This window comes from Georgenia sp. G2120, from assembly GCF_055326485.1.
In genome coordinates this window covers 48,109-65,985 of record NZ_JBUZNL010000017.1, presented here as the reverse complement: position 1 = coordinate 65,985, position 17,877 = coordinate 48,109, and the positions used below count along the sequence as shown (strand labels likewise).

At 72.4% G+C, this 17,877-nt stretch carries 14 protein-coding genes and 1 tRNA gene; 13 read left to right on the top strand and 2 right to left on the bottom strand.

The genetic code is table 11. The features are described from left to right. The first annotated feature begins 132 nt into the window (after positions 1-132). Genes ACZLMO_RS15250 through ACZLMO_RS15215 form a run of 8 tightly spaced genes read left to right on the top strand, consistent with a single transcriptional unit; the run spans position 133 to position 11,757 of the window. Positions 133-1,440, top strand: coding sequence for an ISL3 family transposase (locus tag ACZLMO_RS15250; protein WP_425713489.1), 1,308 nt, complete (start codon positions 133-135; stop codon positions 1,438-1,440). A 10-nt stretch (positions 1,441-1,450) separates the two neighbouring features. After that, on the top strand, positions 1,451-2,488 hold the full coding sequence (locus ACZLMO_RS15245; RefSeq protein ID WP_463654202.1) for an MFS transporter: 1,038 nt from the start codon (positions 1,451-1,453) through the stop codon (positions 2,486-2,488). Beyond that, the gene (locus ACZLMO_RS15240; protein WP_425715874.1) at positions 2,485-6,219 is read left to right on the top strand and encodes a nitrate reductase subunit alpha; all 3,735 of its coding nucleotides are present in this window, start codon (positions 2,485-2,487) and stop codon (positions 6,217-6,219) included. Before ACZLMO_RS15245 ends, ACZLMO_RS15240 begins: the two co-directional genes overlap by 4 nt. A 28-nt stretch (positions 6,220-6,247) precedes the next feature. Beyond that, positions 6,248-7,882 (top strand): nitrate reductase subunit beta, encoded by a 1,635-nt coding sequence (gene narH / locus ACZLMO_RS15235; protein WP_425715875.1) that lies wholly within the window; start codon positions 6,248-6,250, stop codon positions 7,880-7,882. After that, entirely contained in the window at positions 7,882-8,790 is a 909-nt protein-coding gene (gene narJ / locus ACZLMO_RS15230; protein ID WP_425715876.1) for a nitrate reductase molybdenum cofactor assembly chaperone, read from the top strand. The genes narH and narJ overlap by 1 nt, the downstream gene beginning before the upstream one ends. After that, entirely contained in the window at positions 8,790-9,515 is a 726-nt protein-coding gene (gene narI, locus ACZLMO_RS15225) for a respiratory nitrate reductase subunit gamma (RefSeq protein WP_463654201.1), read from the top strand. Before narJ ends, narI begins: the two co-directional genes overlap by 1 nt. Continuing rightward, the gene (locus tag ACZLMO_RS15220; RefSeq protein WP_463654200.1) at positions 9,515-10,435 is read left to right on the top strand and encodes an NTP transferase domain-containing protein; all 921 of its coding nucleotides are present in this window, start codon (positions 9,515-9,517) and stop codon (positions 10,433-10,435) included. Before narI ends, ACZLMO_RS15220 begins: the two co-directional genes overlap by 1 nt. After that, complete coding sequence (locus ACZLMO_RS15215) at positions 10,432-11,757, top strand: molybdopterin molybdotransferase MoeA (RefSeq protein ID WP_425715879.1); 1,326 nt, start codon at positions 10,432-10,434, stop codon at positions 11,755-11,757. Before ACZLMO_RS15220 ends, ACZLMO_RS15215 begins: the two co-directional genes overlap by 4 nt. Positions 11,758-11,790: 33 nt before the next feature. On the opposite strand, the gene ACZLMO_RS15210 is transcribed toward ACZLMO_RS15215, so the two are convergent. Then, complete coding sequence (locus ACZLMO_RS15210) at positions 11,791-13,614, bottom strand: glycoside hydrolase family 15 protein (RefSeq protein ID WP_463654199.1); 1,824 nt, start codon at positions 13,612-13,614, stop codon at positions 11,791-11,793. A 315-nt stretch (positions 13,615-13,929) separates the two neighbouring features. Between ACZLMO_RS15210 and ACZLMO_RS15205 the strand changes: the two genes are divergently transcribed. The 4 genes from ACZLMO_RS15205 (at position 13,930) to ACZLMO_RS15190 (ending at position 15,869) form a co-directional block, all read left to right on the top strand. Continuing rightward, complete coding sequence (locus ACZLMO_RS15205) at positions 13,930-14,496, top strand: hypothetical protein (protein WP_463654198.1); 567 nt, start codon at positions 13,930-13,932, stop codon at positions 14,494-14,496. Between the two features lie 143 nt (positions 14,497-14,639). Then, positions 14,640-15,122 carry a hypothetical protein gene (locus tag ACZLMO_RS15200; RefSeq protein WP_425715882.1) on the top strand — a complete coding sequence of 161 codons (483 nt, stop codon included), beginning with the start codon at positions 14,640-14,642 and terminating at the stop codon, positions 15,120-15,122. Next, the gene (locus ACZLMO_RS15195; protein ID WP_425715884.1) at positions 15,115-15,333 is read left to right on the top strand and encodes a helix-turn-helix transcriptional regulator; all 219 of its coding nucleotides are present in this window, start codon (positions 15,115-15,117) and stop codon (positions 15,331-15,333) included. Before ACZLMO_RS15200 ends, ACZLMO_RS15195 begins: the two co-directional genes overlap by 8 nt. Positions 15,334-15,464: 131 nt before the next feature. After that, positions 15,465-15,869 carry an antitoxin gene (locus ACZLMO_RS15190; RefSeq protein WP_425715885.1) on the top strand — a complete coding sequence of 135 codons (405 nt, stop codon included), beginning with the start codon at positions 15,465-15,467 and terminating at the stop codon, positions 15,867-15,869. A 146-nt stretch (positions 15,870-16,015) separates the two neighbouring features. On the opposite strand, the gene ACZLMO_RS15185 is transcribed toward ACZLMO_RS15190, so the two are convergent. Further along, positions 16,016-16,100 (bottom strand) — tRNA-Leu (locus tag ACZLMO_RS15185). A gap of 494 nt (positions 16,101-16,594) precedes the next feature. Here ACZLMO_RS15185 and ACZLMO_RS15180 point away from each other — a divergent pair. Then, positions 16,595-17,836 (top strand): substrate-binding domain-containing protein, encoded by a 1,242-nt coding sequence (locus ACZLMO_RS15180; RefSeq protein ID WP_463654197.1) that lies wholly within the window; start codon positions 16,595-16,597, stop codon positions 17,834-17,836. The last annotated feature ends 41 nt before the right edge of the window (positions 17,837-17,877 follow it).

Sequence of the window (17,877 nt, the reverse complement as noted above, 5' to 3'; positions counted from 1 at the left end):
GGCTCTTCCGGATTGAGGGTGTAGACGGCCTGGCGCGGTGGTGAGCGAGGTGCCGGCGTGTCAGCGTCCAGATAGGGGTCGAGGTCTTCCGATGATGGGGGTTCTCACGCCACCCACCGGGAAGACCTCGACGTGCCTGACGCTACCTTCGCCCGCCCTGATCTGACCACGTTCGCTCGTCTGGACGAGCTCGGCTTGGAGGTCGTCGGCCAGCGCATCGAGCCTGGTCGGGCGGTCCTGGCCTGCAGGGTCGTCGAACCGGACAGCTGGTGCCGGCGGTGCGGGTGCGAGGGCGTCGCGCGGGACACCGTCACGCGCGAGCTCGCTCACGAGCCTTTGGGGTGGCGTCCCACGACGCTGGAGGTGAGGGTGCGTCGGTACCGGTGCACGGGCTGCGGGCACGTGTGGCGTCAGGACACGACCGCCGCGGCCGAGCCGCGCGCTCGGCTCTCCCGCCGCGGGTTGCGGTGGGCGCTGGAAGGGATCGTGTGCCAGCACTTGAGTGTCGCTCGTGTCGCCGAGGGGCTGGGGGTCTCGTGGAACACCGCCAACGCCGCGGTCCTGACCGAAGGACGCCGCGTCCTCATCGATGATCCGACCCGGTTCGACGGCGTCAGCGCCATCGGTGTCGACGAGCATGTCTGGCGCCACACCCGCCGCGGCGACAGGTTCGTGACCGTGATCATCGACCTCACCGCTGTTCGCGAGGGGACCGGCCCGTCCCGGCTGCTGGACATGGTCGAGGGCCGCTCGAAACACGCCTTCAAGCAGTGGCTCGCGGGCCGGCCGCAGGACTGGCGCGACGGGGTCGAGATCGTCGCGATGGACGGCTTCACCGGGTTCAAGACCGCCGCCGCCGAAGAGCTGCCCGACGCGGTCGCCATCATGGATCCTTTTCACGTGGTCCGCCTCGCTGGCGACGCGCTCGATGACTGCCGGCGCCGTGTCCAGCAGGACACCTGCGGGCACCGGGGCCGCAAGGGCGATCCGCTCTACGCCGCCCGCCGGACCCTGCACACCGGCGCCGACCTGCTCACCGAGAAGCAGTCCCAGCGCCTGGAGGGCCTGTTCGACGGCGACACCCACGTAGCGGTCGAGGCCGCCTGGGCCGTCTACCAGCGCATGATCGCCGCCTACCGCGTCCCCGACCGCGCACATGGTCGCCAGCTCATGGCCCAGCTCATCGCCTCCGTCAGCTCCACCGTGCCAGCCGCCCTGACCGAGCTGCGCAAGCTGGGCAGGACCCTGAAGCGCCGCGCCGCCGACGTGCTCGCCTACTTCGACCGGCCCGGCACGTCCAACGGCCCCACCGAGGCCATGAACGGCAGGCTCGAGCACCTGCGCGGCTCGGCCCTCGGCTTCCGCAACCTGACCAATTACATCGCCCGATCACTACTCGAGACGGGCGGATTCCGACCCCAACTACACCCTCGAATGTGAAGAGCCGGTGATGATGCCGCTCATCTCGCTCGTGAGCATCGTCCCGGTGCTGTTTCTCGGATTCTTCGGGCAGGACAGCTACGCGGCGCTTCTCGTCGGCGGTTTCTTCCTCGGCATCGCGGGAACGGTGTTCGCCGTCGGGGTCCCTTTCGTCAACTCGTGGTTCCCGCCGAGCGGGCGGGGCCTCGCCCTGGGCATCTACGGCGCCGGCATGGTCGGCACCGCGATCTCCGCGTTCACCACCGTGCCGCTGTACGTCGAGGCGGGCGAGACGATCCCGTTCCTCGTCGCCGCCGTGGTGCTCGCCGCCTACGCGGTGACCGCCTGGTTCCTCATGAAGGACGCACCGGGCTGGACCCCCTCGCGCACCTCGATGGTCGCCAAGGTAGGCGCAGCCGCCAAGCTGCCACTGACCTGGCAGGCGATGTACCTCTACGCCATCGCGTTCGGCGGGTACGTCGCGTTCTCCGTCTACCTGCCGACCTACCTGCAGAACGAGTACGGGCTCGACCCGGGCGACGCCTCCGCGCGGATGGGCGGGTTCGTCGTCCTCGCCGTCGCCTGCCGCGTGATCGGCGGGCTGCTCGCCGACCGGATCGGCGCCGTGACGACCCTGCTCACGTCCTACGTCACGGTGACCGCGATGGCGGTCGTCCTCAGCATCAACCCCTCGCTCGGCGGCATCGGCACCGTGGCCTTCCTCGTCATGGCGATCGGCCTCGGCCTCGGCACGGGCGCCGTGTTCGGTCTCGTCGGCCAGGCCTCCGACCCCGCGAAGGTCGGCGCGATCACCGGCCTGGTCGGGGCCGCCGGCGGCCTGGGCGGCTTCGTCCCCCCGCTCATCCTCGGCCAGCTGTGGATCAACCAGTCCAACTACGGGCTCGGGCTCCTCGCCCTCGCGGTCGCCGCCGCGGGCGCCATCGTCATCACGCTCATGGTGGGCCGGGCCGCGAGACGCAGGGCCGCCGACGTCGGCACCCCCGCCACCACCACCTCGTCCGACGACGCCGCACCGGGCGCCACCACCGACCACGGGAGGACCTCATGACCGTCAAGGACTCCGACCGAGGCACCGCGGCCGGGCTCGACAGCTCGCTGTCCGACGCCCTCATCGGCGTGCGGAAGATGTTCTCGAAGGCGCCGGTCTCGACCGACAACCGGGAGATCCACTACGAGGGCGGCCGCTCGGGCGACTCCTTCTACCGGGACCGGTGGAGCCACGACAAGGTGGTCCGCTCCACCCACGGCGTCAACTGCACGGGGTCGTGCTCGTGGAAGGTCTACGTCAAGGACGGGATCATCACCTGGGAGTCGCAGCAGACCGACTACCCCTCGACCGGGCCCGATCGCCCGGAGTACGAGCCGCGGGGCTGCCCGCGCGGCGCCTCCTTCTCCTGGTACACGTACTCGCCCACGCGGGTGCGCTACCCCTACGTGCGCGGCGAGCTCGTGAGGATGTTCCGCGAGGCGAGGGCGCAGGTCCCCGGCGGCGACCCGGTGCTCGCGTGGAAGTCGATCGTCGAGGACCCGGAGAAGGCCCGCCGGTACAAGTCGGCGCGCGGCAAGGGCGGCCTCGTGCGGGCCACGTGGAACGAGGCGGTCGACATCGTCGCCGCCGCCTACGTCTACACGGTCAAGGAGCTCGGCCCGGACCGGGCCACCGGGTTCTCCCCCATCCCCGCGATGAGCCAGGTGTCCTTCTCCTCGGGCGCCCGCTTCCACCAGCTCATCGGCGCCTCGATGCTCAGCTTCTACGACTGGTACGCCGACCTGCCGCCCGCCTCGCCGCAGGTCTTCGGCGACCAGACCGACGTCCCGGAGTCGGGCGACTGGTGGGACGCGTCCTACCTCATCATGTGGGGCTCCAACGTCCCGCTCACCCGCACGCCGGACGCCCACTGGATGACCGAGGCCCGCTACCGGGGCCAGAAGGTCATCTCCGTGGCGCCGGACTACGCGGAGAGCGTGAAGTTCGCCGACGAGTGGCTCTCCCCGCACCCGGGCACGGATGCCGCCCTCGCGATGGCGATGGGCCACGTCATCCTCCGCGAGTTCTTCGTCGAGTCCCCCACCGCGTACTTCACGGACTACGTCACCAGCTACACCGACCTGCCGTTCCTCGTGGAGGTCACGCAGGACGAGCACGGCACGTGGCGGTCCGGGAAGTTCGTCGTCGCCGAGGACCTCGGCGCGGACCTCGTGGGCGAGGAGGCGAGCACCGAGCACGCCGCGTTCAAGCCCGTCGTCCTCGACGCCGCCACCGGGCGGCCCGCCGTCCCCGGCGGCACGCTGGGCCACCGCTTCGCCGCGGACGGCGAGGGGCGCTGGAACCTCGAGCTCGGCGACATCGTGCCCGCGCTCGGCCTGCTCGAGCACGCCGAGGAGTCGGTCGAGGTCGCGCTGCCCCGGTTCGACACCGCGGACCAGGGCGAGGCCCACGACGTGCTGCGCGGCGTGCCGGTGCGGCGGGTCGGCGACCGCCTCGTCACCACGGTCTACGACCTCCTGCTCGCCCGGTACGGGGTGAGCCGTCCCGGCCTGCCCGGGCAGTGGCCCACGGGCTACGAGGACGCCACCCAGCCTGCGACCCCGGCCTGGCAGGAGGCGATCACCGGTGTCCCCGCGGCCGCGGCCGCCCGGATCGCCCGCGAGTTCGCCGCCAACGCGCGGGACTCCAAGGGCCGCTCGATGATCATCATGGGCGCCGGCACGAACCACTGGTTCCACTCCGACACGATCTATCGCACGTTCCTCACGCTGACGAACCTCACCGGCTGCCAGGGCGTCAACGGCGGCGGCTGGGCGCACTACGTGGGCCAGGAGAAGGTCCGCCCCATCAGCGGGTGGCTGCACCTGGCCAACGCCCTGGACTGGTCCCGCCCGCCGCGCCAGATGACGCAGACGACCTACTGGTACATGCACACCGACCAGTGGCGCTACGACCAGTTCGGCGCCGACCGGCTCGCCGCGCGCACGGGCGCCGGCTCGTTCGCCGGCACCACGACCGCCGACGCCGTGGCCCTGTCCCAGCGCCTGGGCTGGCAGCCCTACTTCCCGCAGTTCGACATCAGCTCCCTCGACGTCGCCGACCGCGCGAAGGAGGCGGGCCAGGAGACGATCCCCTACCTGGTCGACCAGCTCAAGCAGGGCGGGATCAGCTTCGCCGCCGAGGACCCGGACGCCCCGCAGAACTACCCGCGGATCTGGTCGATGTGGCGCGCGAACACGCTCGGCAGCTCCGCCAAGGGCGACCAGTACTTCCTCAAGCACCTGCTCGGGGTGGACAACGACGTGCGGGCGGAGGAGACGCCGCCGGAGTTCCGGCCGCGCGACGTCACGTGGCGGGACGAGGCGCCGGCGGGGAAGATCGACCTCGTCCTCACGCTCGACTTCCGGATGACCTCGACGACCCTGCACTCGGACGTCATCCTTCCGGCGGCCACCTGGTACGAGAAGCACGACCTCTCGACGACGGACATGCACCCCTTCGTCCACTCGTTCAACCCGGCGATCTCCTCGCCCTGGCAGTCGCGCACCGACTGGGACTCGTGGGGCACGATCGCCAAGCGGTTCAGCGAGCTCGCCGTCGGCCACCTCGGGACGCGGACCGACGTCGTCGCCTTCCCCCTCCAGCACGACTCCCCGGACGCGATGGCGACCCCCCGGGGCAAGGTCCTCGACTGGAAGAAGGGCGAGTGCGAGCCCGTCCCGGGCAGGACGCTGCCGAAGCTGGTCGAGGTCGAGCGGGACTACACGAAGATCCACGAGAAGTTCACGTCCGTGGGCCCGCTCCTCGAGAAGCTCGGCATGACGACGAAGGGCGTCACCTACGACGTGCGCGAGGACGTCGAGGAGCTGAGGGCGCTCAACGGCCGCGTGGAGTCGGGCGTGGGGGCCGGTCAGCCGAGCCTCGAGACCGACCTCAAGGCAGCGGAGTTCATCCTGCGACTGTCCGGCACCACCAACGGCGAGATGGCACTCCAGGGCTTCCGCACGCTGGAGAGACGCACCGGCGTCCGCCTCGCGGACCTCGCGGAGGAGAACGCCGGCCGGCACGTGACGTTCAAGGACACCCAGGCGGCCCCGGTGCCGGTGGTCACCTCGCCCGAGTGGTCCGGGTCCGAGACCGGCGGGCGGCGCTACTCGCCGTTCACGATCAACGTCGAGCGGCGCAAGCCCTGGCACACCCTCACCGGGCGCCAGCACTTCTACCTCGACCACGACTGGATCCTCGAGATGGGCGAGTCGCTGCCGGTGTTCCGCCCGCCGCTCGACATGACGGCGCTGTTCGGCGAGACGCGGGTGGGCGAGCGCAGCGGGGACGGCATCGCCGTCCGCTACCTCACGCCCCACAACAAGTGGGCGATCCACTCGATGTACATGGAGAACTTCTTCATGATGAACCTGTCCCGCGGCGGGCAGACGATCTGGATGAGCGTCGAGGACGCCGAGGCCGTGGGCATCGCGGACAACGACTGGATCGAGGCAGTCAACCGCAACGGTGTCGTCTCGGCCCGGGCGGTCGTCAGCCACCGGATGCCGCGCGGCACGGCGTTCATGCACCACGCGCAGGACCGCACGGTCAACGTGCCGCTGTCCGAGACCTCGGGCCGCCGCGGCGGCATCCACAACTCGCTCACGCGGATCATGCTCAAGCCGAGCCACCTGGTCGGCGGGTACGCCCAGCTGGCCTTCGCCTTCAACTACTACGGCCCCACCGGCAACCAGCGCGACGAGGTCACCGTGATCCGCCGCCGCACCACGCCGGTCGAGTACTGACCGCCCCCGCCACCGAAGGAGATCCGACATGCGAGTGATGGCCCAGATGGCGATGGTCATGAACCTCGACAAGTGCATCGGCTGCCACACCTGCTCGGTCACGTGCAAGCAGGCGTGGACCAACCGGCAGGGCACCGAGTACATCTGGTTCAACAACGTCGAGACGCGGCCCGGCCAGGGCTACCCGCGCGGCTACGAGGACCAGGAGAAGTGGAAGGGCGGCTGGGAGGTCTCCGGCTCGGGCCGGCTGCGCCTCAAGGGCGGCGGGCGCGTGAGCAAGCTGTTGCGCATCTTCAACAACCCCAAGCTCCCCGGCATCGAGGACTACTACGAGCCGTGGACCTACGAGTACGACAACCTGCTCGCCTCGCCCCAGCAGCAGCACATCCCCACCGCTCCCCCGAAGTCGCTCATCACCGGTGAGCGGGTCCAGGTCCAGTGGTCGGGCAACTGGGACGACGACCTCGGCGGCACCTACGCGGCGGGCGACAAGGACCCGATGCTCAAGGGGCTCGAGGACAAGGTCAAGCTCGAGTTCGAGAACACCTTCATGTTCTACCTGCCCCGCATCTGCGAGCACTGCCTCAACCCCAGCTGCGCGGCGAGCTGCCCCTCGGGCGCGATCTACAAGCGCGAGGAGGACGGGATCGTCCTCGTCGACCAGGACCAGTGCCGCGGCTGGCGCATGTGCGTCTCGGGGTGCCCGTACAAGAAGATCTACTTCAACCACAAGACCGGCAAGGCCGAGAAGTGCACGTTCTGCTACCCCCGCATCGAGGCGGGCGAACCGACGGTGTGCTCCGAGACCTGCGTGGGACGGCTGCGCTACATCGGCCTCGTCCTCTACGACGCCGACCGCGTGACGGAAGCCGCGTCCGTGAAGGACGAGCACGCGCTGCTCGAGGCGCAGAAGGACGTCATCCTCGACCCGCACGACCCCGAGGTGCAGGACGCCGCCGAGAAGGCCGGCATCCCCTACGACTGGATCCAGGCGGCCGGGCGCTCCCCGGTGTGGCGGCTCATCAAGGAGTTCGAGGTCGCCCTCCCCCTGCACCCGGAGTACCGGACGATGCCGATGGTCTGGTACGTCCCGCCGCTGTCCCCGGTCGTCGACGTCGTCCAGGAGACCGGTGCCGACGCCGAGGACGCCGCCACGCTCTTCGCCGCGATCGACCAGATGCGGATCCCGGTGGAGTACCTCGCCAACCTCTTCACGGCGGGCGACGTCGTGCCCGTCCAGCGGGTGCTGGCCCGCATGGCCGCGATGCGCTCGTACATGCGGGACATCAACCTCGGCGGCGAGCCCGACGAGGAGATCGCCGAGGCGGTCGGCATGACCGGCGCGTCGATGCAGAAGATGTACCGGCTGCTCGCGATCGCCAAGTACGACGAGCGATACGTCATCCCCGTGGGCCACTCCGAGCAGGCGCACCAGCTCGAGGGGACCGGGACCGACTGCCCGCTCAACTCCGACGGCGGCCCCGGCATGATGCACCTGCCCGAGCAGGACATGGGCATGGCCGGCGTCTCGGCGGGCGGGCCGGCCGGCCCGATCAACACCCGCCCCGAGGAGCCCGGCCGCGTCAACCTTCTCAACTGGGACGGGAAGGGGATGCCGTCCGGCCTGTTCCCCTCGCGCCGCCCCGCCGCGGGGACCGCCTGATGGGTGCCCTCGCGCGGCTCGTCGAGCGCGCCTTCCCCGCGCTGGGCGGGCGGTCCGGACAGGCAGGGAACGGCCCGACGACGAACGGCGGTTCGTCGTCGAGGGCCGCCGGGAGCCCTGCCCGCGGCCCGTCGGCGCCCGGCCGTACCGCCGCCGGTGACCCGGTCGAGGAGACCCAGGCCGTGTGGGCCGCGGCGTCGTGGCTCGTGGACTACCCGGGCGACGAGCTGCTCGCCCGCCTGCCCGACCTGCGCCGGCTCGTCTCGCGGCTGCCGCAGCGGTTCGGGCCCATGCTCGACCCGGTGCTCGACGCGCTGTCGGCCACCGACGTCGAGGAGCTGCGCTCGACCTACGTCGACACGTTCGACACCCGCCGGCGCGGGTGCCTCCACCTCACCTACTTCAGCCACGGCGACACGCGGCGCCGGGGCCTCGCGCTCGTGCGGGTCAAGGACGCCTACCGCCGGGCCGGGCTCGTGGTCCGCGACGACGAGCTCCCGGACCACCTCACGCTCGTCCTCGAGCTCGGTGCGGGCCACGACGCGGCGGCGGCCGAGAAGATCCTGCTCGCCAACCGCGCGGGCCTCGAGCTCCTCCGGCTCCACCTCGAGGACATCGGCTCGCCGTGGCACGGCGCCGTCGAGGCCGTGTGCGCGACCCTGCCCGAGCTCGACGGCGAGGACCGTGCGGCGGTCCGCCGCCTCGTCGAGGAGGGGCCGGCGGAGGAGATGGTCGGCCTCGACGGCTACGGGGCCGAGCACGACATGCCGCCGCTCATGCACGGCGACGACACCTGCTCCGGGCACGACCACGGCCCGGTGCCCGCCGGCGTCGGTGCCGGCGCCGCCCCCGCGACCGGCCCGGGCGGGCACGAGCTCCTCCCCCTGACTCCCGTGAGGAACCGGTGATGAACGAGACGCTGCAGACCGTGCTGTGGGTGGTCGTGCCGTACGTCGCCCTGGCGGTGTTCGTGCTCGGCCACGTGTGGCGCTGGCGCTACGACCAGTTCGGGTGGACCACCCGGTCGAGCCAGATCTACGAGTCGAAGCTCCTGCGCATCGGGTCGCCGATGTTCCACTTCGGCATCATCGGCATCTTCTTCGGCCACGCCGTGGGACTGGGCATCCCCGCCTCGTGGACGGACGCGATCGGGCTGAGCGACCACGCCTACCACCTCATGGCGATCACCATCGGGCTCGCGGCGGCCGTCGCCTGCGTGGGAGGGCTGTTCCTGCTCATCTACCGGCGACGCACGAACCGGCGGGTCTTCGGCGCGACCACCGTGATGGACAAGGTGATGTACCTGCTCCTCACGGTGACGATCCTCGCCGGTGCGGCCGCGACGATCTTCGACTCCGCGCTCGGCGACTACGACTACCGGCAGGGTGTGTCGATCTGGTTCCGCCAGTTCTGGACGCTGCAGCCCGACGTCGAGCTGATGTCCGCCGCCCCGGTGCTGTTCCAGACCCACGTGTTCTCGGCCGTCCTGCTGTTCGCGCTGTGGCCGTTCACGCGGCTCGTCCACGTCTTCAGCGTGCCGCTCGGCTACCTCACCCGCCCCTACATCGTCTACCGCTCGAAGTCCGGCGCCGCCCCGCAGGGCCGCCGGGGCTGGGAGAAGGTGAACTTCTGATGCCGGCCGCGATCGTGCTCGCGGGCGGCGAGGGCCGGCGCCTCGGGGGTGTCTCGAAGCCGGACGTCACCGTGGGCGGGCGCCGCATGCTCGACCTCGTGCTCGACGCCCTCGCCGGGGCGCACCCACGGGTGGTGGTCGCGTCCGACGCGGTCGAGGTACCGGCAGGCGTGCTGCGCACCCTCGAGGACCCGCCGCTCGGAGGGCCGGCCGCGGGGATCGCCGCCGGCCTGCGCGCGCTCGACGGCGGGGCGAACCGCACTCTCGGCAACGAAGGCTCGGCGACGCCCGACACGGCTCCCAACCGCACTCTCGACGACGAGGTGCTGGTCCTCGCGTGCGACCTGCCCGGGGCCGCGGCGGTCGTGGCCACGCTCGAGGCAGCGGGGCCGTTGCCCGACGGCGTCGACGGCGTGGTCCTCGAGCGACCCGACGGCCGCCGGGAGTGGCTCGCCCTGCGCGCCCGTACGGCGTCGCTGCGCCGGGCGGTGACCGAGCTCGGCTCCCCCCATGACAGGTCGGTGCGCGACCTGCTCGCCCCCCTCGTGCTCGCCGGCGTCCCTGCCCCGGGGGCACAGGCCGACGACGTCGACACCCCCGCGGACCGTCGCACGTGGGAGCGTCGCGCGCGCGGGTCCGGCCGTCCGCCGGTGACCGAGCAGGAGGACTGGGACACGCACCTGCGTCCGTGGCTCGAGGCGGCATGCCGCGAGCTCGGCCTATCCACCGCCGGGGAGGCCCCGCTCGTCGACCCGGCCGGCGACGTCGACACCGTCCACGTGCTGACCGGCGAGGTCGCCGAGGGCGTCCAACGCTCGATGGCCCCGGTCTCCTCCTACCTCGTCGGGATCGCGGTGGGGCGGGGCGCCGCCCTGCCCGACGCGATCGACGCCGTCCGGCGCACCCTGGAGCGGTCGTGAGCACCTCGACGTGGGGGCGGGCCAAGGTCGCCGAGCAGGACCACGACCACGACGCGTGCGGGTCGGGCCCCGCGGTCCCGGTGGAGCAGCACCTCGATCTCCTCCTCCGCCTCGGCCGCGACGCCGTCGCCGCCCGCGGACCCGTCGCGGCGGAGCACGTCTCCCTCGCGGACGCGCCGGGCCGGGTCCTCGCGGGCGAGGTGGCCGCCGTCGTCGCCGTGCCGCCCTTCACCGCGTCGGCGATGGACGGCTTCGCGGTGCGCACGTCCGACGTCGACCTGCTGCCGGACGGCGCGCTCGAGCTCGTCGTCGCCGGGGACCTTCCCGCCGGCTCCGGCCCGGCCGTGCTGCCGCCGGGAACGGCGATGCGGATCATGACCGGGGCGGCGCTGCCGGCGGGCGCGGACGCCGTGGTCCCGGTCGAGTGCACCGACCACCGCGCGGGTGCCGGGCCGGCGCCGGCCCGGGTCCGTCTCGACGTCCGGCCGGGCGCCTGGGCGCACGTGCGCCCCGCCGCCGAGGACGCCCGGGTCGGGGACGTCGTGCTGCCGGCGGGCGAGCGCGTGACCCCCGCCCACGTCGCTGCCGCCGCGTCGGTCGGCCACGCGACCCTCGCCGTCGTGCCCCGCCCGCGGGTCCTCGTCGTCGCCACCGGGGACGAGCTGGCCGAGCCCGGCACGCCACCCGGACCGGGCGAGGTCCCCGACTCGGGCGGGCCGCTGCTCGCCGCGCTCGTCGCGCAGGCCGGCGGGATCCCCACCCTCGCGCGCTGCGCCGACGACGTATCGGCGCTCCGTGCCCTCCTCGCCGGCGCGCACGCCGATCTCGTGCTCACTGCCGGCGGGGTGTCGCAGGGCGCCTACGAGGTGGTCCGGGAGGCACTGGGGGACGACCTCGTGCTCGAGGACGTCGCCATGCAGCCCGGCCGCCCGCAGGGCGCGGGCGCGGTCGAGGTCGGTGGCCGCGCGGTGCCGCTCGTCGCGCTGCCCGGCAACCCCGTGAGCTCGTTCGTCGGGTTCCACGTGCTCGTGCGCCCCCTGCTCGCGCTGCTCGCGGGCACCGAGGCCCCCACGCGCACGCTGCCGGTCGTGGCGGGCCGAGCGTGGCGGGCCCGCGCGGGTCGACGCCAGTACACGCCGGTCGCGCTGCGCCGCACGGGCGACGAGCTCGTCGCCGAGCCACCGCACCCGCTCGGCGCCGGCTCGCACCTCGTGGCGAGCCTCGCCCGCGCGGAGGCCCTGGCGATCGTTCCGGCGGAGGTCGACGGGGTACGCGCGGGTGACCGACTCGAGGCGCTCCCGGTCCGCGACTGGACCGCCTGAGCCGCCCGAGCCGCCCGAGCCGCCCGCGCGAGCTCAGTCGTCGTCGGCGTCGTCGCTCTCGCGCGGGGTCGCGGGTGCCCGGGGCGTGAGCGCGTCGGCCGCGCGCACGAGCCCGAGGTGGCTGAACGCCTGCGGGTAGTTGCCGGCGAGGCGCCCCGCGCTCGTGTCGTACTCCTCGGCGAGCAGCCCGAGGTCGGACGAGACCGCCACGAGGGCGTCCATCGTGCGCCGCGCGTCGTCCGTGCGCCCGGAGCGGGCGTACTGCTCGACCAGCCAGAACGAGCAGATGAGGAACGGGTACTCGTCGCCCGCGAGGCCGTCGAGTCCCGAGGCCGTGCGGTAGCGGTGGAGGAAGCCGTGCTCGTCGAGCAGGTCGGCCTCGATCCGCGCCACCGTCGAGAGCATCATCGGGTCGTCGTAGGCGACGAACCCGATGTGCGCGAGCTGGAGCAGCGAGGCGTCGACCTCGCGCGAGCCGTAGGTCTGGGTGAAGGAGCCGATCTCGGCGTTCCAGCCGTGGGCCAGGATCTCCTCGCGCATGAGGTCACGGCGCTCGCGCCACGTCTCGACATCGCCGTCGAGCCCGTACCGCTCGACCGCGCGGACGCCCCGGTCGAACGCCGCCCACATCATGGCCCGGCCGTGCGTGAAGAACGCGGGCTCGCCGCGCATCTCCCAGATGCCGTGGTCCTCGTCGTCCTTCCGCTCCCACGCGTAGTCGAGCAGCGCGCGCTGGAGCCCCCAGGAGAACTCGGTCTCCTCCAGCCCGGCCTCGCGCGCGAGCTCGAGGGCCACCATGACCTCCCCGACGACGTCGGCCTGGAACTGGTGGGCCGCCCCGTTGCCGATCCGGACGGGGCGGGACCCCTCGTAGCCCTCGAGGTGCGTGAGCTCCAGCTCGGGCAGGTGCCGCGAGCCGTCGAGCCCGTACATGATCCGCAGGTCGTGCGGGTCGCCGGCCATGGCGCGCAGGAGCCAGGTGCGCCAGGCGCGGGCGCCGGTGACGAAGCCGTGGCTGAGCAGGGCCTCGATCGTCAGCGCGGAGTCGCGCAGCCACACGAACCGGTAGTCCCAGTTGCGCTCGCCGCCGAACTCCTCCGGAAGCGAGGTGGTCGGGGCCGCGACGATGCCGCCGGTGAGCCTCTCGGTGAGCGCGCGCAGGACGAGCAGGGACCGGCGCACCTCGGCGGCGTAGGGGCCGCTCGCGTCGATCCGCCGCGCCCACGCCCGCCAGTAGGCGATCGTGGCGACCGGGGTGAGGGTCTCGGGCCGCGGCTGGGCGTCGGGCAGGTAGGACGGCGACCAGGACAGGACCCAGGTGAGCGTCTCGCCCTCGCTCATCGCGAAGGTGCCTCGGCACGAGCCGTTGACCTGGGCGAGCGACGGCCCGCGCAGGGCGAGCGAGTCGGGGCCGGCGATCGCGTGGATCTCGGAGGCGCCGTCGACCTCCACGGTCTGGAGCCAGGGGGTCGCGGCGCCGTAGTCGAAGCGGAGCCTGAGGTCGTGCTCGACCTCGACGTGCCCGGACGTGCAGGTCACGGAGCGCACGAGGTCCGCCGTCGGGGCGGCGGGGTCCTCGTCGATCGGCAGGAAGTCCGTGACGGTGAGCGTGCCGGTCGGCGTGGTCCAGTGAGACTCGAGCACGAACGTGTCCTCGACGTACTCGCGCGAGTCGAGCTCGCCGCCCGGCGGGAAGAGCCGCCACCGGCCGTCGCCCGGCGTCCCGAGGATCGCGGTGAACACCGCGGAGGAGTCGAAGCGGGGGAAGCAGAGCCAGTCGATGCTCCCGTCCCGAGACACGAGAGCGGCCGTGCGCTGGTCGGACAGCAGGGCGTAGTGCTCCAGGGGTGTACTCACGGGTCAGGCCTTCTGGGTCGGGGGCGTGTCGGGCTGATCGACGGGAGTGTCCTCGTCAGCGTGTCGCGGCTACGGCCACGACCTGCACCGGGACCGGAGCGGGAGCGGACCGGCGGCACGGCGATCGTCCAGGCTAGCCGCATGCCCGGGTGCGCGGCGCAGGACGGGGCCCGCGCGTCGGGCGGTTCGGTCGATGAGGTCACGATCCGACGACCGCCGGTCACCGATGCGCCACGAGGCGCCCGCCGCGCCGGGCAGGCAGCCATCATGGTGGGCACCGCCCCGGCCCGGGCGGTCCGTGACCTGGAGGGCACCGTGCGACGACCGACCACCACGTTCGCCGCCCTGGCCGGCGCGAGCCTGCTCGCCGGATGCTGGTCCGCACCGGTCACGGACGGGACCGCTCCCCCGGACGGCTCGCCCTCAGCCGGGGCCACCTCCGACGGCTCGCCAACGGACGACCCGGTAACGGACGGACCGACAGCCGACGGCTCGCCATCGGAGGGAACCGGGTCCGACGGCTCTGACGCATCCGACCAGGACACCTTCGCCGTTCCCACCTGGGCGCACTCGCCGGGACAGATGGTGATGGAGGCGCTCATCATCGGCGACCTCGTCGCGTCGCCGGAGGGATGCCCGGTGATGACGGGCGAGCACGGCTACGACGGGGACGGGACAGGGATCATGCTCCCCAACGCCGTCGGGCGTCGGACCGAGGACGGCCTCGTGGTCGAGTACGAGATGGAGGGCGAGCACCACGTGGCCCGGCTCGACGGCAGCGAGCAGAGCTTCGGCGGCGGGGGCGGCACCCCGGAGAACGAGGCCGAGTGGGAGCGGGTGTGCCCGCACACTCCTGTCAGCGACATCTGGCAGGGGTACTGACCGGCGTGGGATCGCTCACGCACGGAGACATCAGCCCACCGGCCTTCTCGACCAACCGTCCACGCTCTTGTCCGCCACACGCGACATGATGTACATTCTGTTTGTCATTCTGTTGAATGCGCTGGACACGAGGAGCTGGGGCCATGTCCTACCGGAGCAAGCGGTCGATCGCCTACATCGTCGGCGTCGTCGCACTCGTCGCGGCCTACGTCGTCGTCGCGCTGGGACGGAGCGGGACGGGCGCCGACCTACGGTCGTGGGCCACACTCATGCTGATCTTCGCCGGCCTGTGGGTGGTGGTCCTCGTCGTCGTGCAGATGGTCTTCCACGTCGGGCTCGCCGTGGGGGTCGCCGCCACGGAGGCCCGCGAGGACACGTCGCAGGTCGAACGCATCATGCGCGCATCGATGGCGGACGACGAGCAGAACTCGCTCATCGAGCTGCGCGCGGGGAGGGTCGACGCGATCGTCGTCGGGCTCGGACTTGTCGTCGCGCTTGCCGCGATGGCGCTCGGGGCGTCCGCAGTGGCTGGGCTGCACGTCCAGCTGGCGGCGGTCGCGGTCGGCTCTCTCGCCGAGAACGTGTGGACGATCGTGGCCCACGAGGGCGGGGGCGCTCGTGGCTGAGCGGCTGCGCATCACGAACAACATCCGGCGCCTGCGATTCTTCGCCGACGAGATGACGCAGCTCGAGCTCGCCGAGCGGATCGGCGCCTCTCGGCAGACGATCGTCAACCTCGAGGCGGGGAAGTACTCGCCGTCGCTCGAGCTGGCCTTCCGGATCGCCGACGCGTTCGGCGTGCCGATCGGCGAGGTGTTCGCGCACGAGCCGGCCTGAGCACCGCGGCGCCCGGCCGGATCGCCGCGAGCGGGCGTCATCCGTCAGACTGTCTCCCCGACCGTCGACCGGCCCCGCGGACGCGGCGCCAGGTCGAGGAGCACGCAGGACACGACGACGAGGAGACCGGCATGGGGCTCGACAAGTACCTCAACAAGGCCAAGGACGCGCTGCGGGGCGAGCAGGGCGAGCAGCTGCTCGACAAGGTCGAGGGGGCGGCGCGCAAGGCCACCGGCGGCAAGCACGACGGCATCATCGACAAGGCGCGCGATGCCGCCGGGAACGCCCTCGGGCACGACGGCGACGCGCAGGACGCGGCGGCCGACCGCGCGCCGGAGGGCGGCGACCGCGACCGGGAGGCAGGCGACCGCGCGCCGGACTCCCCCGGCGCCGGCACCTCAGGCGGCGCCGCGGCGGGCGGTTCCGAGGCCGGTGGTTCCGGGGCCGGTGGTTCCGGGGCCGGCACGGATGCGACTGGCACCGACTCCGGGACTGCGGAGACGCGCACCCAGACGGAGCCCGGGACCCGCAGCTGAGCGGCCGTCGGGGTCGACCAGGGCCCGGGACCCGCAGCTGACCGGCCGTCGGGGTCGACCAGGGCCGACAGTCGGCGGCCGACCGGCCCTGACGCGCGAACCGACGAGAACGGCCGGCCCCCTCGAAGGGGGCCGGCCGCATTCTGTGTCCGGAGGGGGACTTGAACCCCCACGCCCTAATACGGGCACTAGCACCTCAAGCTAGCGCGTCTGCCATTCCGCCACCCGGACAGGGTGTCTGTTCGGCTTCCGGAAGGCTCCCGGTCACCTGAACAACGACGGAAACTCTAACACGCAGCCCCCGCCGTTCCGACGCCCGATCGACCTCCTCGAACGTGAGTCGCGGCACGCTCCGGCGAGGTGCCCGACGAGCTACCAGGCGAGCCGCGGCGGCCGTCGCGCGACAAGTCGCGATGTCGACGGACCTGAGCCGCACTCTCGACCAATGCGTGGCGACCTCGGCAGCCCCCCGCCGCACGGCCGACCGATCCACGCCGCACGCTCGGCAGTTCGCCGCCTCTCACCCGCACGCTCGACCAGTCCCCCGCTCCCAACCGTAATCTCGGTGAGCACCAACCGCAATCTCGACGAACGGGGCGGTCGGCGGGTCGGGCTTGACACGCGGGCTCGCCGTCCGCACCATACTGACACCTGAATCACTCGTCAGGTTCTGCGGTCGGACAGCCCCCGTCGGTCCGCACCTCTCCACCAACGAAGGCGGAATCATGCGAGTAGGCACGAAGATCCTGGCCCTGGCTGCGGGCGTCGCGACCGCGACCGCTCTCGCCGCGTGCGCCCCCAGCGAGGACGACGCCGAGGCGGACGGCGGTTCCGAGTCCGGCGGCGAGTCGGGCTCCGGCGGCGGCGAGGCCACGGGCGACCCCGTCCCCGTCGCGCTCATCACCTCGACCACCGGCCCCCTGGCCGCCTACGGCGAGGCGTTCGTCGACGGCTTCGAGGCCGGCCTCGACTACGCCACCGACGGCACCGGCGTCGCGGGCGGCCACGAGATCGAGGTCGAGATCCTCGACGACGCCGGCGTGGTCGACACCGCGCTCGGTCACACCCGCGACGTCATCGGCGCGGGCACGCAGATCATCACCGGCACGGCGTCGTCGGGCATCGCCCTCGCGCTCGCCGAGCAGGCCGAGCAGAACCAGATCCTCTACGTCTCCGGCCCTGCCGCGGCGGACCCCGTCACCGGCATCAACGAGTACACCTTCCGCTCGGGCCGCCAGTCGCTGCAGGACGTGGCCACGGCCGGCCAGTTCACGGACGTCGACGGCCAGACCGTGGTCGTGCTCGCCCAGGACAACGCGTTCGGACAGGGCAACGTCGCCGCCGTCGAGGCCGTGCTCGGCGAGCAGGGCGCAGAGGTCGTGCCCGTGCTCGTGCCCGAGGACGTCACCGAGTTCACGCCGTTCACCACGCAGATCCAGGGCGAGGAGCCGAACATGGTGTTCGTCGCCTGGGCGGGCGCCACCTCCGGCGCCATGTGGCAGTCGCTCTCGCAGCAGGGCGTCCTCGAGTCGACCACGGTCGTCACGGGACTCGGCGACGTCTCGACCTACAACGCGTTCGGCGAGGGCTCGGGCGAGATCGACTTCCTCAACCACTACTTCGCGGGCGCCGGCGGCAACGACATCGAGGCCGCGATGATCGAGCACGTCGAGGCGGCCGGCGGCACCGTCGACCTCTTCACGCCGGACGGCTTCACGGCCGCCCAGATGATCGTCCAGGCCATCGAGGAGGGCGCGGCCGACGACGTCGACGCGATGGTCTCCGCCCTCGAGGGCTGGGAGTTCGAGGGCCCGAAGGGCGACTACTCGATCCGCCCGGAGGACCACGCGCTGCTGCAGCCGATGTTCCACGCCCACCTGGTCGACCAGGACGGCGAATGGGTCCCCGAGCTCGTCGACACGATCTCCGCCGAGGACGCGGCCCCGCCCGTGGCCGAGGGTTCCTGACCGACCGCGTCGGGGGCGGCGCAGCACAGCGCGCCGCCCCC